We start from the raw sequence: 16545 nt of genomic DNA on the forward strand, positions 1-16545 counted from the left end.
ATGTTCGTATTTAAAGAGCTTAAATACAATGATTTATTTTTTAAGATAAAGTGACCACTTTTTGAAGGAGAGGTGACCACTTTGGTGACCAGTTGGTAGCAAATGAAGTGTAAATGATAGCAAATATGATATTTTTATACCTTGTTTGTCTGAATATGCTTATGATTTGAGATGGCGTGTCTAAGTCGTTTTAAAACAAGTGTTTATTTAATAGAAGGCTTAAGTTTTTGCATGAAAATCGAAACTTGCGGGTATGAAAAAAGCCAGTATTTCTACTGGCTTTCAGCTTCTTGGCTCCTCAGGTAGGACTTGAACCTACGACCTACGGATTAACAGTCCGCCGCTCTAACCAACTGAGCTACTAAGGAATTTTCTCAAAAGCGATGCAAATATAGAGGTTTTGTGGAATTCCACAAAATAAAAAGGAAGAAAAAATGGGATAATTGGCTAAAAAAATACGGCGGTAAATGGACATTTTGAAAATCAGAGAATTGGATTTGGTGGCGTAAAGAGAGGATCCGCATTTTGTTTTTTGGAGAGGTGTGAAAAGTGTTGAGTTTTTTAATATATTTGTAAAACATAGAAACGGAAGTGATGGTAGATATAGAATCAAATATACTTCAAAATTTGAACAAGGGTAAAGAAAGTGCGTTGAAAGAGGTTTACCGTTTGTTCTTTCATGCGTTATGTGCGTTTGGAACCCGTTTCGTGAAAGATGATGCGGTGGTGGCGGATATAGTGCAGGAGGTATTTATAAAAGTGTGGGCTAGGAGGACTGATTTTCAGGCTATTTATTCATTACGTTCGTTCATGTATCTTTCTGTTCGCAATGCTTGTTTGAATTATAATCGGGATTGTGCGAGGAAGAGGAAAATTTCTTTTAATGATGCGGAGTCGGAAAAGTTTGCGGAGGAGCGGGAGGACGTTTTTATGATAGAGGAGGACGTGCATCGTCAGATTCGTAACGAAGTGGAGCGTCTGCCGGAGGCGATGCGGAAAGTTTTTAATTTGACATTACTAGATATGTCTATTCCCGAAATTGCAGAGGCCTTGGATATTTCGGAAAATACGGTGCGTAATCAACGGGCACGGGCCAGGGAAATTTTACGGGCTAGGTTGAAGGACAAAATATTCTTTTTGTTCTTGTTATGTGATATTTATTAATCACGATACTCGGAATTGCATTTTTATGGTGGGTTATGTAATTAGCTTCTTTGGCCTACCATAAGGATTTGTCGGTGTTGCAGAATAACAAAATGCTTTTTTTCTCGAAAAAAACTGCATCGGGACTAGTATGCTTTGACAGTTTTCGTGTTATAGGGACAAAAAGAAGTAGATTATGTCAGAAGAAAATTTAAAGATAGCGGATATTATTTTTGCTTATATCAAGGGAACGATCACCGAGAGCGAGCTGGGAGAGCTAACCGAGTGGATGGATGCCGCAGAGGATCATCGGGAATTGTTTCAGCAAATCATAACTTCTGTGTCTTATCAGAATAAGGAAGCCGTGTACCGTCGTTTTGATTCGTATTATGATTTTGACCGTTTGCGGGGTGCTATTCGGGAGAGGAAGCGGAATATGTGGAAATATGTTGCCGCGGCAGCTGTTATAGCATTACCGTTACTGGTCACGCTTTTACTACAGATTAGGCAGGAGGGGATTTTCCCGGAAGGGCGTATGCGGGAAATTTCTTTACTACCGGGTAAATCAATGGCAACATTGACCTTGTCGGACGGGAGTTCTAAGGCGTTGAGCCCGGAGAATTTTGATTTGATGGATGGTTCGAAACGGATCGTAAATGATTCCGGCGGGCTGAATTATCAGGTTGAAGATACGAGTTCGAGTGTAGAGACTGCGTATAATGAGATAACGGTTCCTCGTGGTGGCGAGTATAAGGTGACGTTGGATGACGGAACACGAATATGGGTGAACTCGGAAAGTTACATCCGTTTTCCGGTTGTGTTTCATGGTGACGAGCGTCGGATCTGGGTTTCCGGGGAAATTTTTCTGGAAGTCACAAAAGATGCAAAACGTCCGTTTATTGTAAACACGGACAAGTTGGATATTAAAGTTTTGGGAACGCAATTTAATGTCCGGGCTTATCCGGATGAGAAATGTATTCAGACGACTCTTGTGGAGGGATGTGTACGGGTGGATAACTCATTGGGGAAAGTGGCAGTGTTGGCTCCTTCCGAACAATTGTTGTATAATGCCCAGAATGGAAAACACGAGGTACGGGAGGTTGATACCGAATTGTATGTATCTTGGAAAGATGGGGTGTACGTGTTTGTTTCTCAACGATTGGAGGATATTATGTTGCTAATATCGAAATGGTATGATGTTGATGTATTTTACCAGAATTCCACCGTGAAAGATATTATATTTTCAGGGCGCTTGAAACGTTACGAGAATGCGGAAACTTTGTTAAAAGTGTTCGAACGCTTGGGGGGAGTGAGATTCTCCATTCAAGGTAAGACCGTTATTGTCGAAGACGAGTAAAAATTGAATGGAAAGAAGGTGCAACTGCTTTCCATTCATGTACGAACCTCGACCGGGTGCAACCGGACGAGTATTGTTTAATCATATAATAGTACAAATGTATGAAAAAAATTCGAGGATGTTATCCCCGTTCGTCGGGGGTGCGAAAAATCTTATTGACTATGCGTTTTCTAGCTCTTTTTCTTTTTTGTACGGCCATGCATTTATCTGCATCAGTACATTCGCAAAATGTCGTGTTTAGTTTTAACTTGAAAAATGCCACGTTTGAGGATCTCATGAAGGAGATTCGTCAACACAGCGACTATTATTTTATCTATAAGGATAGCGAGGTGGCTCAGGTGACAAAACTAAATAAACGGTTTAAATCTGTGAGTATCGATGAGGTGCTTAAAGAGTGTCTGAAAGGTACCGGTTTAACTTATTCTGTCGAAGATCAGTTGATTATCATTAAAAAGAATCAGGTTACGACGCCACAAGATACCACGGCGAGAAACGAGGTCCGGTTGATTAAAGGTCGGGTTGTGGATGAGATGGGGAAACCGTTACCGGGCGTGACGGTTGTGCTGAAAGGGACTAACACGGGAGTGGCGACGAGTGCGGAGGGACTTTTTAGCGTGGCTTTGCCTGCCGATACAGCCACGCTGGTGTTTACTTTCGTGGGGATGGAGACACGGGAGGTTAAAATATTACCGTTGAAAACGGGGGAGGCGCATAAAGATTTGCGTGTCGTGATGAAGGAGGATAAGATCGCTTTGGAAGATGTGGTGGTGACCGGCTACGCGAATATCAAGAAATCGAGTTTCACGGGTACGGCCACACAGGTGAAGCGGGAGGATATATTGAAGGTGTCGGGGCGGAACGTGATCGATGCCTTGCAGGTGTTTGACCCTTCCTTGCGAATTATGAAGAATAACCTGATGGGATCGGATCCGAATACCTTGCCGGAGTTCTACGTGCGGGGACGTTCGGGGATTACTGGGGTGAAGGAGTTGGATGCATTGGAGGCTTCCGATGTATCGCAATTCGCAATAACCAATAACCCAAATACTCCGATATTTATTCTGGATGGGTTTGAGGTGTCCGTGGAGAAAGTGTATGACTTTGACGTGAACAGGATCAAGGATATTACAATATTGAAGGATGCTGCCGCCACGGCCATGTATGGTTCTAGGGCTTCTAACGGGGTTGTCGTGATCGAGACAGTTGCTCCCCGTCCCGGGCGCTTCGTGGTGAGTTATAATGGTAATTACGAGATCACGGCTCCGGATTTAAGTAGTTACAATATGATGAATGCTCGCCAGAATCTGGACACGGAATGGGCGGCCGGAATCTATGCAAGCGATCCAGAGAAAAGTAATTATGAGCGAGATAAGGCATACCAGTATGGCATTTACTTGGATAAGAAGAATGTGATTCTGGCGGGAGGAGATTATTACTGGTTGTCACAGCCGTTAACGACGATGTTTAACCACAAGCATAGTGTTTATATCGAAGGAGGGTCTGATGCGATCCGGTTTGGTATCGAGTTGCGCTATGATAACCAGAACGGTGTGATGAAGAAATCTTTACGAGATCGCATCGGTGCCGGCCTGACACTGGAATATCGTTACAAGGGTTTCCAGATGCAAAATAAGATTTCCTATGACATCATGACTTCGAAGGCTTCGCCTTATGGTTCTTTCGGGGATTATACGAATAAACATCCTTATGAATCATGGAAGGATAAAAACGGGAAGTTGATCAAGAAATTGCCACAACGTAATTATGGTGAAAGTTTTATCAATCCTTTGTACGAGGCAACGTTGGGAAATTTCAACAAAAGTAATTACAAGGAGTGGACAGATAATCTAGCATTAAACTGGTACGTGAATGATTATTTACTGGTGAAGGGGCAGTTCGCGATCAGTTATAAATTGGATAAGACCAAGGTGTTTACGGATCCGGAATCGGCCAAGTATGGAGATGGAGTGACAGCATTTTTGCGGGGAGAGTTGACAGAAGCTTCAACAACAACGACCCGGTGGAACACGAATGTGTTTGCCGCTTATAACCGATTGTTCGGGTTGCACAATCTGAATTTCTCTTTAGGATTCAACGCGACGTATTCTAATATCTCGTATTCCTATTCTCATTATCGAGGTTTCCCGGATGCTCATCGGCATTCTCCGGCGTATGCTTACGAAATCGTGACGAAACCAACGTTTACCGACAATAAGACCCGATTGTTTGGAGTGTTCTTAATGTTGAATTATAGCTATAATGATATTTACTTGGCCGATTTCTCGTTCCGTTACGATGGGTCTTCCGAGTTCGGAACAGAAAATAAATGGGCTCCTTTCTGGTCGGTCGGGGCCGGTATAAATGTGCATAATTACGATTTCTTAAAGGGAAACGAGTGGATCAACCAGTTCCGGATAAAGGGAAACGTGGGACAGACCGGTAAATCGAATTTCCAGCCTTATATGGCACGGAATACTTACGAGGTGTTGTTGGATGACTGGTACCAGACGGGTATCGGGGCGAATTTGATTTACATGGGAAATGATGACCTGACTTGGGAAAAGCAATTATCATGGAATATCGGTACGGATATTATCACGTGGAATAACCGGGTGACTTTGGGATTTGATTATTATTATAAAAAGACGATCGATTTGGTGACGGAGGTTTCTCTTCCGACGTCTTCCGGCTTTACGAAGTACACGGATAATATGGGAGAAATCTTGAATGAAGGGGTTGAACTTGATTTGAACGTCCGGGCTTATAGTGATAAGGATTGGGATGTTATCGTGTTCGGTAACTTGGCTCATAATAAGAACAAGATACTGAAGATTTCGGAGTCATTGAAACAGTATAACGAACGGATAGACGAATATTTTCAGGATTATTACTCGATATACGGTACGCCTTCAGAAGACTCGAAGTATGCCAAACCGTTTATGAAATACGAGGAGGGGAGTTCCCTGACAGCGATTTACGGGATGAAATCCATGGGAATTAATCCGGCTAACGGTCAGGAGGTTTACGTGAAACGGGACGGTACGCTAACGTACACGTGGGAGTCGAATGAACAGCAAAAGATCGGGGATACCGAGCCGAAGATTCAAGGGGCTTTCGGGTTGAATGTCCGCTATCGGAACTTTACATTTTACACGACCTTCCTCTATGAATATGGTGGTGACGAGTATAACACGACTTTGGTGAATAACGTGGAGAATGCCAACCTGATCAAGTATAACGCGGATAAGCGAGTGAGTTCGGATCGTTGGCAGAATATCGGGGATGTTGCTCCTTTGAAAGATATAAAAGACCGTTTGTACGTGACCCGTGCAACTTCCCGTTTCGTGCAGAAGAATAATAATGTGGTCTTTAATTCTCTCTCGGTCGGTTATGATGTTGATCCTGTATGGTTGCGGAAGATACACCTGAGTTCGTTGAGGTTGCAGTTCAATATGAAGGATATTGCCACGATGTCAACGATCAAGCGGGAAATGGGGTTGAACTATCCGTTTGCCAGGACATTTACGTTTACTTTGAATGCTAGTTTCTAATACTGAAGATTATGAGAAAGTTATATTTAATATTATTGTTGCCGGTCTTTTGGCTGACATCGTGTAACAGTTTTCTAGATGTTTCGGCAGATAATGAATTGTTACAAAAAGAGATTTTTGGAGATTATAAAGGGGTGAGAATGGCGGTGAACGGGGTGTATCGAAATCTCTCATCGACGAGTTTGTACGGGCAGAATCTGACTTGGGGGTTTGCCAGTGCCATTGGGCATAATTATCAATCCGGTAGTATGTACTATTTGCCTTACGGGTTGTACGAAGCGGCTTCCTTTAATTGGGAAAGTGCCGATGCTCAAAGTTTTGCAGAGGATATTTGGTCGAAGGGGTACAACGTGATAGCCAGTTGTAACGATATTATTCAACAGGTGATCACGAAAGATACTAGCTTTTTCGGCGAGGGGAAGATGGAGAAAGATATGATTTTGGGCGAGATGTACGGCGTGCGTGCGTTAGTACATTTTGATCTGTTTCGTTTGTTCTGTCCGGCCCCGGTGACAGGTAACACGGGACGGGCCATTCCTTACGTGACGAGGTATCCCGATCTGCAACCGAGTTACCAGAATGCCCCGGTTTTTATGGATTCGGTGATTATGGACATGACGCGTGCCCAAAGTTTACTGGCAGTTGTGGACACCGTGTTTAATCGGCGACAGAATACGAGTATATATTCTAGGGTACGTAGTCAAGATCGCGGTTTGGTTGATTCTCCGGATGACTTTTTCCTGTACCGGGCTACCCGAATGAATTACTTTGCGGCAAATGCTTTACTTGCCCGGATGTATATGTATGAAGGGGATGAGGAAAAGGCTTACGAGAATGCCTGTCTGGCTTATAGTTTTCATTTGAAGTGGTTCCGCTGGACGGGGAGTTCTTATCAAGGAGGGGTTTCCAACATAAACTTCCTGTATCCAAAACGTTATAATGAACTTTTCCTTTGTTTCTCGAATAATGATGTGGTTGATAACATGGAAAATATATTGAAAGGTTATTCAAGTGCCTTACGGATGAAGAATATGGATGTTCTTTTTGCCGGGGATATGGATGATTATCGTTACACGGGCTTCTACAATAAGACCACCCTTGCGTATGGGGCGCAACGGTATGCCACGTGGTTGAGGCTATCGGGTGCTACTTTTAAGGAAGTGCTGGACCAGTTGCCTTTGTTACCCGTGATTCGGGCTTCGGAGATGTACCACATACAGATAGAATATTTGTTGAACAGGGAGCGGAAAAACGAGGCGATAGAGTTATTTAACACCTTGAGAACAAACCGCGGGGCCAAGACGAGGTTAACTGCCGATATGTCAATTGACGATCTGAAGTTGAAGTTGGTGTACGATATAATCCGGGAAACACTGACCGAGGGACAGACATTCTTCATGTTCAAGCGTTTGAATCGCGATATTTTTAACGGTAGCGATGATATTAAGATGACTCCGGAAAAGTGGGTGGTTCCTATTCCTTATAGTGAATCGGCATATCAATAATTAAAAATCGAATGGTTATGAGAAAGATATATTTGTTTTTAGGAATTATGCTTGTGCTGGGGGCCTGTTCGAAAGATGATATAAAAACATACAAAGGTGATAATTATCTTCAGTTCGTGAAGGTGGTAACGGATTCATCGGTTTGTTCGTTTTTGGCTTACCCGAATGATAATGAATTGGAATTTCCCGTGGAAGTGGAGGTGATCGGTTTACCTTCCGAGGGAGAACAGGAGTATAAAATCAGCGTGGATCAAGAGAGATCAAATGCCACGACTGCGAATTACAGGTTACCGGAGAAGTTCACGATGAAGCCCGGTAAAGTTCGGGATACTTGTCGGATCACGTTTATTAAAACGGCAGAAATATCGACCGTGGCGTTACGATTGACCTTAAAGCTGGAACCTACCGCTGATTTCTTGCTGGGACAAACCGAATGCCGCTCGGCAATTATCTACGTCTCTAACGTGGTAGCCAAGCCGAATTGGTGGACTGATAATGTGACGCGGAATTATCTGGGTGCGTATTCGGATAAGAAATACCGGTTGTTTATTCAAGAGACGGGTAAAGCGGATATAGATAGTGATAACATAGAAGAACTTCGTTATAACACGATTATATTCAAACATTACCTGCAAAAGAAGAAAGATGCGAACGAGATGGTTCGTGAAGACGACGGAACGGAAATGACCGTGGCATTAGTAGTCGGATAATTAAAATTGAATGTTTATGAAAAGATTTATATTGTTCTCCCTGTTCGTGAGCTTTTGGTTTAGCGCGTGTTACGAGGATAAAGGTAAATATGGCCTGATTGATTATAACGATGTTACGCTGGATGTCGTGGCTTCTTTGACGAAAAAGACGATTATTCTGGGAGATACAGTGCGTATTGTACCGAAGATGACGTGGAAATATCCCGATCGGGACACGTTGGCATACGATTATCGTTGGGAGATGGGATTGGGTAATGTCGTTTCGACGGATCGGAATTTCGAGTATATCCCGACGAGTTGCGGGCAGTTCGATGTGAATTTCTATATGACGGATCGGAGTACTGGGATCGAGTTCCATGATAGCCATACGACGATAGAGGTGAGATCACCGTATAAGGTCGGATGGCTTATCTTGGCGGAAAAGGACAACCGGACAAGTTTGAGTTACATCCGGCGGGATAGCTGGCAGGATGAGGATAAAAAGACGCATTACGAGTGGGTGGCCTATCCGGATGTATATGCGACGTTGTACCCTGATAATCCGTTAGGAACAGGACCGTTGAAGTTGGAAAACGTGATGACGGGAGGCGAGGCGGACGAAGTGATGGTTGTGCAGCGTACCGGAGGTTCTTATTATTTGAGCGGGATGGATTTCACGAAGGTGATGGCTCTTCACGAGGAATTTCCCGGAAGTGCATATCCTACCGGGCTTGATCCCGTGGAGGTACGTAACGGAGGGTGGCAAGATTTCGTGTTGAGTGCTAATGGTGAAGTTTACTGGAGGAGGAATACGGGTTCCGAGATTCAGCACGTGACGGCTTTTATCGATATTCCTCTTTATTTTTCGGGAGCGACGGATGGAGGGCGAATCACCCAATTCTTTGATTTGGATACGAAAGATTGTGGTGCCGTGCTGATGTATGACGAGGGTAATAATCGTGTGGTGGGACGATTGACCAGCTTTAATAGTAATTCGGATAGTGGACCTGTCGAGTTTGTTTATACTCCGGATGATCCGAGTGTGGTAAAACTGACGGATCTGACCGGATATAAGATTATGCACGTGGGTGATTATGGTGATGGAAGTGGACTTAACATTATCTTGAAAGAGGAAAGTACTGGAAATTACTACTATCAGAATATGGAGATTGATAATTGGGACGGGTTCAATATTTTTGATTGTACGCAGGAGCTTTTTGCCGGTAGTAGTGTTGTTTCTGATAATACGGTGTATTTCCGGATTCGTCCCAGTTCCTATCTTTTCATGGGCGAGGGGAGTAAGTTGTACTTCTATGATGTGAACACGAAGATCGTGAAGTTATTCACTGATTATACAAGTGGTAATATCGTGGAAATATTGCAGGATGCAAATGCCGGAGAGATTGGCGTGGCTCTGGATGATGGGAACTTCTATATCTATAAATTGAGTACGGAAGTGCTGGCGGATGCGAATCCGGGTGAGAAAGGGCTGTTATTCCATGTTTCCGGTTTGGGACGGATTGTGGATATTGAATGGAAATGGGGAGGCTCTTATAATTGGGCGTTCAAGCGTTACGAGTAAAAGTTTTCTTAGGCTTGAGTGTTATGTTTTCTTGAAAAGAGGCTGGCTGAAAAGTCCTTTTTTAAACTCCCTCCCCCCTTCGGGGTACTCCCTCTATAAACAGAGGGAGAGCTAAGTTACTCACTACCTTTGGGAAGAGTTACAGCTCCTCCTCTGTTTATAGAGGAGGTGGCCGAAGGCCGGAGGAGTTTTTAAACAACAAGTAGGATTTTGAGGATGCCCTCTTGGGAAAACCATGTCAAAAGTGAAGGGTGTGTAGCTATTATATGTAAATTAAAATGAGAAGATTATGAGAAAATTATCAGTGAGTTTTTTCTTCGTCATGCTGTTCCTGTTTACCTGTGGCGTGCAGGACGGGTTCGCTCGGAAAAAGAAAAAAGGCGTGAAAGAGGTGGAAAAAGAGACACCTTATCAGAAATTATTCAAAGGCAAGATCTGCGAAACGGTGAAAGGATTACTGACCATTCATAAGATGGATGGGAAAGTATATTTTGAGATTCCCCGGAACCTGTTGGAGAAGGATATGCTATTAGGATCAACGATTTCCGAAACGACCAATAATTTGTTCGGGAGCGTGGGAGAGAAACCGACCGATCCCTTGTGCGTGCAGTTTACACAGACGGATACGATCATCAGCCTGCGGCAAGTGAATCATGGTTACACGACGGAGTTGGCAAACGTGGCACAACGGATTCGGGAGAGTATGAAACCTGCCGTGATGTACAATAGCGGAATATTGGCCTATAACCCGGATAGCACGGCAGTAGTTGTTGAGATGACTGAATTCTTCCTGCGGGATGACGAGCAGTTGACGCCTTTCTCTGCATACGCTCCGGCAACTTGGGGCGGGAGATGGATCGTGAAAGAGTTTAAAAAGGATAATTCCCAGTTGGGTAGGATAAAAGCGTTTGAGGATAACGTGAGTGTACAGGCGTCTTTGAGTTACGAGGTCAATCTGCGGGACGGGAGGTATTATTACATCTATAAACTTCCGTTCACCTCTTTGATGACACGCAGTTTTATCCTCTTGCCGGAGGAACCGATGCGTCCCCGGATGGCGGACCCCCGTATCGGGATATTTTATCAGGGAGTGTCGGATTTTCGGAATGGGGATTCCGGATTGAAGAATATATATTATGCTCAACGCTGGCGGTTGGAGCCGTCGGATGAAACGGCTTTCCGGATGGGGCGGCTTGTGGAACCAAAGAAACCGATTGTTTTTTACGTGGATAATGCTTTTCCGGAAAGCTGGAAAAAGTATATCAAGGCCGGGGTAGAGGAGTGGAAGGATGCATTCGAGAAGATCGGTTTTAAGAATGCAATCGTGGCAAGAGATTTCCCGGTGAATGATCCGGAATTTGACCCGGATAACGTGAAGTATTCTTGCGTGCGTTATTCTCCTTCGCAGGTGGCGAATGCCATGGGGCCTTCATGGACGGACCCGAGGACCGGGGAGATTCTGAATGCCTCTGTTTATTTGTATCACAATTTGATCCAGTTGGTGCATGATTGGCGCTTCCTGCAGACTTCTCCTGCAGACCCGGATGCACGTAAGGTAATTCTGGATGAGGACGTGTTGGGGGATTGTATCCGTTACGTGGTGTCCCATGAGGTGGGTCATTGTCTGGCGTTAATGCATAATATGTCCGGGTCCGCGGCGATCCCGACAGATTCGTTGCGTTCGCCTTCGTTTACTCAAAAATACGGGACGACGTATTCGATCATGGATTATGCCCGGAATAATTATGTCGCTCAACCGGGGGACAAGGAACGAGGAGTGAAACTGACCCCGCCTAAATTAGGTTTGTACGATTATTTCACGATTCAGTGGCTGTACACTCCTCTGTTAGATGCCAAGAGTTCGAAAGAGGAAGTTCCGACATTAAGCCGTTGGATTACGGAGAAGTCGGGAGATCCGGTTTATCGTTACGGGAAACAACAGATCTCGTCAAGACTGGACCCCAGTTCGGTAGAGGAAGATTTGGGTGACGATGCGGTTAAATCGGCTACTTACGGGGTGAAGAATTTAAAGTACGTGTTGGCGAATATGGGCGACTGGGTGGCACGGGATGATCCAGATTACACGTTCCAGCAGAATATGTACAATGAAATCGTGTTCCAGTACGTGCGTTACGTGAATCACGTGTTGCTGAATATCGGGGGAATATATTTGAACGAGCGGTATGATGGGGATGAATTGCCGAGTTACGCAGTGGTTCCGAAAGAGAGACAGAGACAAGCCGTCGATTTCCTGTTGGGGCAAATGAAAGACTTGGCATGGTTGAATGCTCCCGATATGCAGCAGAAGTTGCCCTTGATGAGTAATATCTCGACCGAGTTGGAAGAGAAAATATTCGGGGCGTTATTATCCCGGAGATGGGCGGTGGCTTTGAGTGCGGTGAAGGATGATAACAAGGACACCTATTCCACGAGAGAGTTTTTGACGCACGTGCAGGACTTCGCTTTTGCTCCTACCCGTCAGGGAAAGACGCTGACCACGCAAGATAAAAAGATGCAGATGGAGATTTTAAGGCAGATACTACTCTTTACGGACTTGGGGAAAAAGGGGATGTCCGGGGATCCGTTGTCGCTGGCTGACGGGTGCAAGATGATCGAGGTGCCGGAGCAAGTGAAGTTGATGAGCCGGGAGCGGTATGGCGAGTTGCCGTTGGAAGTGCTGGGAGGTTTCTCGAACGCGGAGGCGGTACAGCCTTGCGCTGAGGCCCCCGTGACAAAGTTGCCGTTGAATATGTCGGAAAGACAAGGTTTCGGCTATTGGGTGAACGTGAATTCCAATATGGTGGTCGAACCGTTGGATCATCTGTATTTCGATATGTTGAAACGGATTCAGGCGTTACTAAAGAGCAAGGCAAACACGGGATCGGAAGATACCCGCCAGCACTATCGGTTGTTGTTGTACAAGATAGAACAAGCATTGAAATAGGTTTGATTTTCTAATACGCGAAAGGATATGAGAAATATATTATATATCTGTTTTCTTTCTTTTTTCCTGTTCGGTTGGGGTGTACAAGGACAAGCGAAGAAAAAGGATAAGGAGAAGAAAGAGACATTGACGGCTTACCAGAAATTATTCAAGGGCAAGCAGGTGAAAACGGCTCATGGACTGATGACGGTTCACAAGATCGGGGATAAAGTGCTGGTCGAGTTTCCGATAAGGTTGCTGGGTAAAGATATGATGCTGACCTCTTCCATCGAGAATATCAGTGACAATGGGGAAGGGGTGGTCGGACAGTTTGCCGGATATGGCTTACCGTTCTGTTTTACCCGTTTGGATTCGACCTTGCAGGCCCGGATATTCCTGATCGATAAACCTCTGAATAATAGTTTGGAGACAAATTGGAACGAGGCCATCGAGCGATCGAATGCCGGGGGCGTGTATGGCACGTTTAAAATAAAGGCTTATACCCCGGATAGCACGGCAGTTGTGGTGGATATGACCCCATTGTTCATGGAGTATTCCCCGTACACGACCCCGTTTACGGCTATCGGGGGAAATTCTTTCTTTGGACTGATTTCCCGGGAGCATGAGTATAAAAAGGAGTGTTCGATGTTGAAAGACGTTGACGCTTTCGATAACAATATCATGGTGACGTGTGAGCTGGGATTTGTCGAGAACCAGTATCTGTTCGGGGCTTTTAAGGTGATTCCCGGGGACGTGAAAGTTTCCGTGACGACGAATAAGATGTTGATGTTGTTGCCGGAAGAACCTATGCGTCCCCGCTTGGCCGATCCCCGTTTGGGAGTCTCTTTCATGGAGGTTTCGCAGGTCGAGAATGACCGGAAGGGGGTGAAGTCCACGTTTTACACGAAACGTTGGCGGGTGGAACCGGTAGATGAGGTCGCTCATCGCCGGGGAGAAATGGTCGAGGTGAAGAAACCGATTGTGTTTTACATGGACACGCTGATGCCCAAGGAGTGGCAGCCTTACATTAAAGAGGGGATCGAGGCATGGAATGAGGCTTTCGAGAAGATTGGTTTTAAGGATGTGGTACGGGTGATGGATTTCCCGAAAGATGATCCGGATTTTAATGCCAATAATATAAAGTATTCCACGATCAGGTATGCCCCGTTGTGGCTTGATATGCAGAACTCGATGCACGTGGACCCTCGTACGGGGGAGATACTGAATGCCTCTCTTTATATTTATGACGGGTTGGTGTCCGGTTTGAAGACGAACCGGATGTTGACGACGATGGCGACTGATCCGAGTGTCCGGACAACTCGTTTCTCTGAAGAAATGATCGGGGAGCTGATTCGTGTGGAGATCATGCGGGAGGCGGGAATTAATCTGGGTCTGGTCTATAACGCGGGAGCATCTGCCGTGTATCCGGTTGATTCGTTACGTTCTCCGTCTTTCACGCGGGAACATGGTTTGAGTCCTTCTGTGATGGATTACGTGCCGTGTAATTATATTGCCCAGCCGGGGGACGTGGAAAAGGGTGTAAGAATGGTTCCCGGGGGATTGGGAGAATACGATTATTACGTGATCAGGTGGTTGTATGAACCGATTCCGACAGTCTCTACGCCGAAGGATGAGTTTGCGACCTTGGATTGTTGGATTCGGGAGGGGCGGACAAATCCGAAGTATCGTTTCGGGAAGGTGCCTTATTATTACTATGATCCCCGTTGTTTTACCGGAGACTTGGGAGATGATCATTTGAAGGCTTTGGAGTATGCCGTGAATAATTTGAAGATAGCGGTTCGGAATTTCTATGACTGGTATGCCGAGGGGGATGAAGACCTGAGCTTGAGAAGTCAGTTGTATAACTCGTTACGCGGTCAGTTGCAAAAACGGATTAACGATGTGTCCGTGAATCTGGGTGGTTTCTACCAGATGGAGGCTTTCTCCACGGAGAAAGAGCCGAGTTACGTGGTTGTACCCGGTACGATACAGAAAGCGGCTGTGAAATGTATGATCGATATGGCGAAAGACCTTGCTTGGCTGGAAAACAAGGCGGTCGAGAAGAAGTTGGAGATTCGAAACTCCAATGTGGACCAAATTCGGAGTTTTATCCTAGGGACCTTAACGTTCCGGTTGAAGTACGTGGCTCTTGGGGCTGAGAAGGGCGGGGATTATTCGTTGGCCGAGTATGTCGAGGATATTTACAGGAACGTGTGGGACGGGACGTTGAAGAATCGTCCTTTGGAGAAGTACGAGATGGATTTGCAGAAGGAGTTCTTGGGTAGCGTGGTCGCATCCTCTACGATCGCGACAACGGCGGGTAATTTCACTCCGAGAAGAGGGATTGCAATGGCTGGTCATGAAGGGGCGATTTCTCCGGAGACGATCGATCGAAAACAGTTGAATTTGATACGGGAACAACTTGCTGTTTTGCCGGAGAAAGGGATGAGTCCGGAAGAACGGAGTGGGTTTTATCCCACGATGCAAGTGGTGATGCCGGGTGATTATATCCCGGTGAATTACTATTTCGATATGTTGTTCAAGATTCAGGACTTGTTGAAAGGAGCCGTGACGAAGAGTTCCGGGGAAACAAAATTACATTACGAGTATTTGCTGTATAAGATTAATAAGATGTTAGCTAACAAGTAAAAGAAAAGGGGGCTGAAAAGTCGTTTTTTAACTCCCTCCCCCCTTCGGGGTGCTCCCTCTATAAACAGAGGGAGAGTTAAAATACTCTCTATCTTCGGGAAGAGTCACCAGCTCCTCCTCTGTTTATAGAGGAGGTGGTCGAAGGCCGGAGGAGTTTCTTGAAATTAAATGACTTTCGGGCAACCCCGTGGTTTGTGTGTATTGTATGAATTTAAAATAAATGTATGGAAGAATCTATTGTAAAAGTGGAGCATTTATCTCATCGTTACAGTATTCAATGGGCGATTCGGGATATTAATATTGAAATTACGCGAAATGGCATTTACGGGTTACTAGGCTCCAACGGGGCAGGAAAGTCAACCACGATGAACATTATTTGTGGCGTGTTGAAACAGACGGAGGGGGAGGTGTATATTAAGGGAATTAATTTACGGGAGAATCCGGTAGAGGCCAAAAAGCATTTGGGCTTTTTACCGCAGAAACCACCCCTGCATATGGATTTGACGGTGGAGGAGTATTTGGTACATTGTGCCAATATGCGCCTGATCCCCGCTCATGAGGTTCAAGGGGCCGTGAAAGACGTGATGGGGCGTTGTGGAATTTCCCATTTCAGTCGGCGATTGATCCGGAACTTATCGGGAGGGTATCAACAACGATTGGGTATAGCGCAGGCCATCATTCATAATCCGGATTTCGTGGTACTGGATGAGCCGACAAACGGGCTTGACCCGAACCAGATCGTGGAGATCCGGGAGTTGATCCGGGAGATTGCGGTGGACCGAACCGTGATTCTATCCACGCATATCCTTTCTGAAGTGCAGGCGACTTGTGATTATATCCGGATGATCGAGGAGGGGCAAGTGGTCTTTTCCGGTACGGTGGATGAGTTTGATAATTATATTGTTCCCAATACGTTATTTGTGTCGTTAATCGCTGCGCCACCGGCAGAAGTGATCCGGGAAATTCCGGGCGTGGTTGCCGTGGAAGAACTGGGCGGATCGAAGTTCCGGATTCAGTTTTCGGATGCGCTGGAAGCAACGGAACGTTTGGTCGAGGCCAGCGTGACAAAAGGGTGGCGATTAGTCGAAATCCGTCAGGAAAAGAGTTCCTTGGATGAGATTTTTGCTGAATTATCAAAGAAATAAT

The 16545-nt window shown here is 45.3% G+C and carries 9 protein-coding genes and 1 tRNA gene; 9 read left to right on the plus strand and 1 reads right to left on the minus strand.

What is annotated here, in order from left to right:
- Positions 1-291: 291 nt before the first annotated feature.
- Positions 292-368: transfer RNA gene (locus tag QVC79_RS06820), tRNA-Asn, on the minus strand.
- A gap of 226 nt (positions 369-594) precedes the next feature.
- Between QVC79_RS06820 and QVC79_RS06825 the strand changes: the two genes are divergently transcribed.
- The 9 genes from QVC79_RS06825 to QVC79_RS06865 all read left to right on the plus strand — a co-directional run bounded on the left by QVC79_RS06825 (position 595) and on the right by QVC79_RS06865 (position 16544).
- Complete coding sequence (locus tag QVC79_RS06825) at positions 595-1164, plus strand: RNA polymerase sigma factor (protein ID WP_270592118.1); 570 nt, start codon at positions 595-597, stop codon at positions 1162-1164.
- Between the two features lie 175 nt (positions 1165-1339).
- Entirely contained in the window at positions 1340-2500 is a 1161-nt protein-coding gene (locus QVC79_RS06830; protein WP_270592119.1) for a FecR family protein, read from the plus strand.
- A gap of 101 nt (positions 2501-2601) precedes the next feature.
- Positions 2602-6051 carry a SusC/RagA family TonB-linked outer membrane protein gene (locus tag QVC79_RS06835; protein WP_270592120.1) on the plus strand — a complete coding sequence of 1150 codons (3450 nt, stop codon included), beginning with the start codon at positions 2602-2604 and terminating at the stop codon, positions 6049-6051.
- Positions 6052-6062: 11 nt separating this feature from the next.
- Complete coding sequence (locus tag QVC79_RS06840; protein ID WP_270592122.1) at positions 6063-7556, plus strand: RagB/SusD family nutrient uptake outer membrane protein; 1494 nt, start codon at positions 6063-6065, stop codon at positions 7554-7556.
- Between the two features lie 17 nt (positions 7557-7573).
- The gene (locus QVC79_RS06845; RefSeq protein ID WP_270592123.1) at positions 7574-8266 is read left to right on the plus strand and encodes a DUF4843 domain-containing protein; all 693 of its coding nucleotides are present in this window, start codon (positions 7574-7576) and stop codon (positions 8264-8266) included.
- A 16-nt stretch (positions 8267-8282) separates the two neighbouring features.
- Positions 8283-9827: a PKD-like family lipoprotein gene (locus QVC79_RS06850; RefSeq protein WP_270592125.1), complete on the plus strand. Its 1545-nt coding sequence runs from the start codon at positions 8283-8285 to the stop codon at positions 9825-9827.
- A gap of 289 nt (positions 9828-10116) precedes the next feature.
- Positions 10117-12771 (plus strand): zinc-dependent metalloprotease, encoded by a 2655-nt coding sequence (locus tag QVC79_RS06855; RefSeq protein WP_270592127.1) that lies wholly within the window; start codon positions 10117-10119, stop codon positions 12769-12771.
- A gap of 27 nt (positions 12772-12798) precedes the next feature.
- Positions 12799-15399, plus strand: a complete 2601-nt coding sequence (locus QVC79_RS06860) for a zinc-dependent metalloprotease (RefSeq protein ID WP_270592128.1) — start codon at positions 12799-12801, stop codon at positions 15397-15399.
- Positions 15400-15623: 224 nt separating this feature from the next.
- Positions 15624-16544 (plus strand): ABC transporter ATP-binding protein, encoded by a 921-nt coding sequence (locus QVC79_RS06865; RefSeq protein WP_270592130.1) that lies wholly within the window; start codon positions 15624-15626, stop codon positions 16542-16544.
- Position 16545 lies beyond the last annotated feature (1 nt).

This window comes from Butyricimonas sp. (assembly GCF_019423355.1).
Classification (GTDB): Bacteria; Bacteroidota; Bacteroidia; order Bacteroidales; family Marinifilaceae; genus Butyricimonas; species Butyricimonas faecihominis.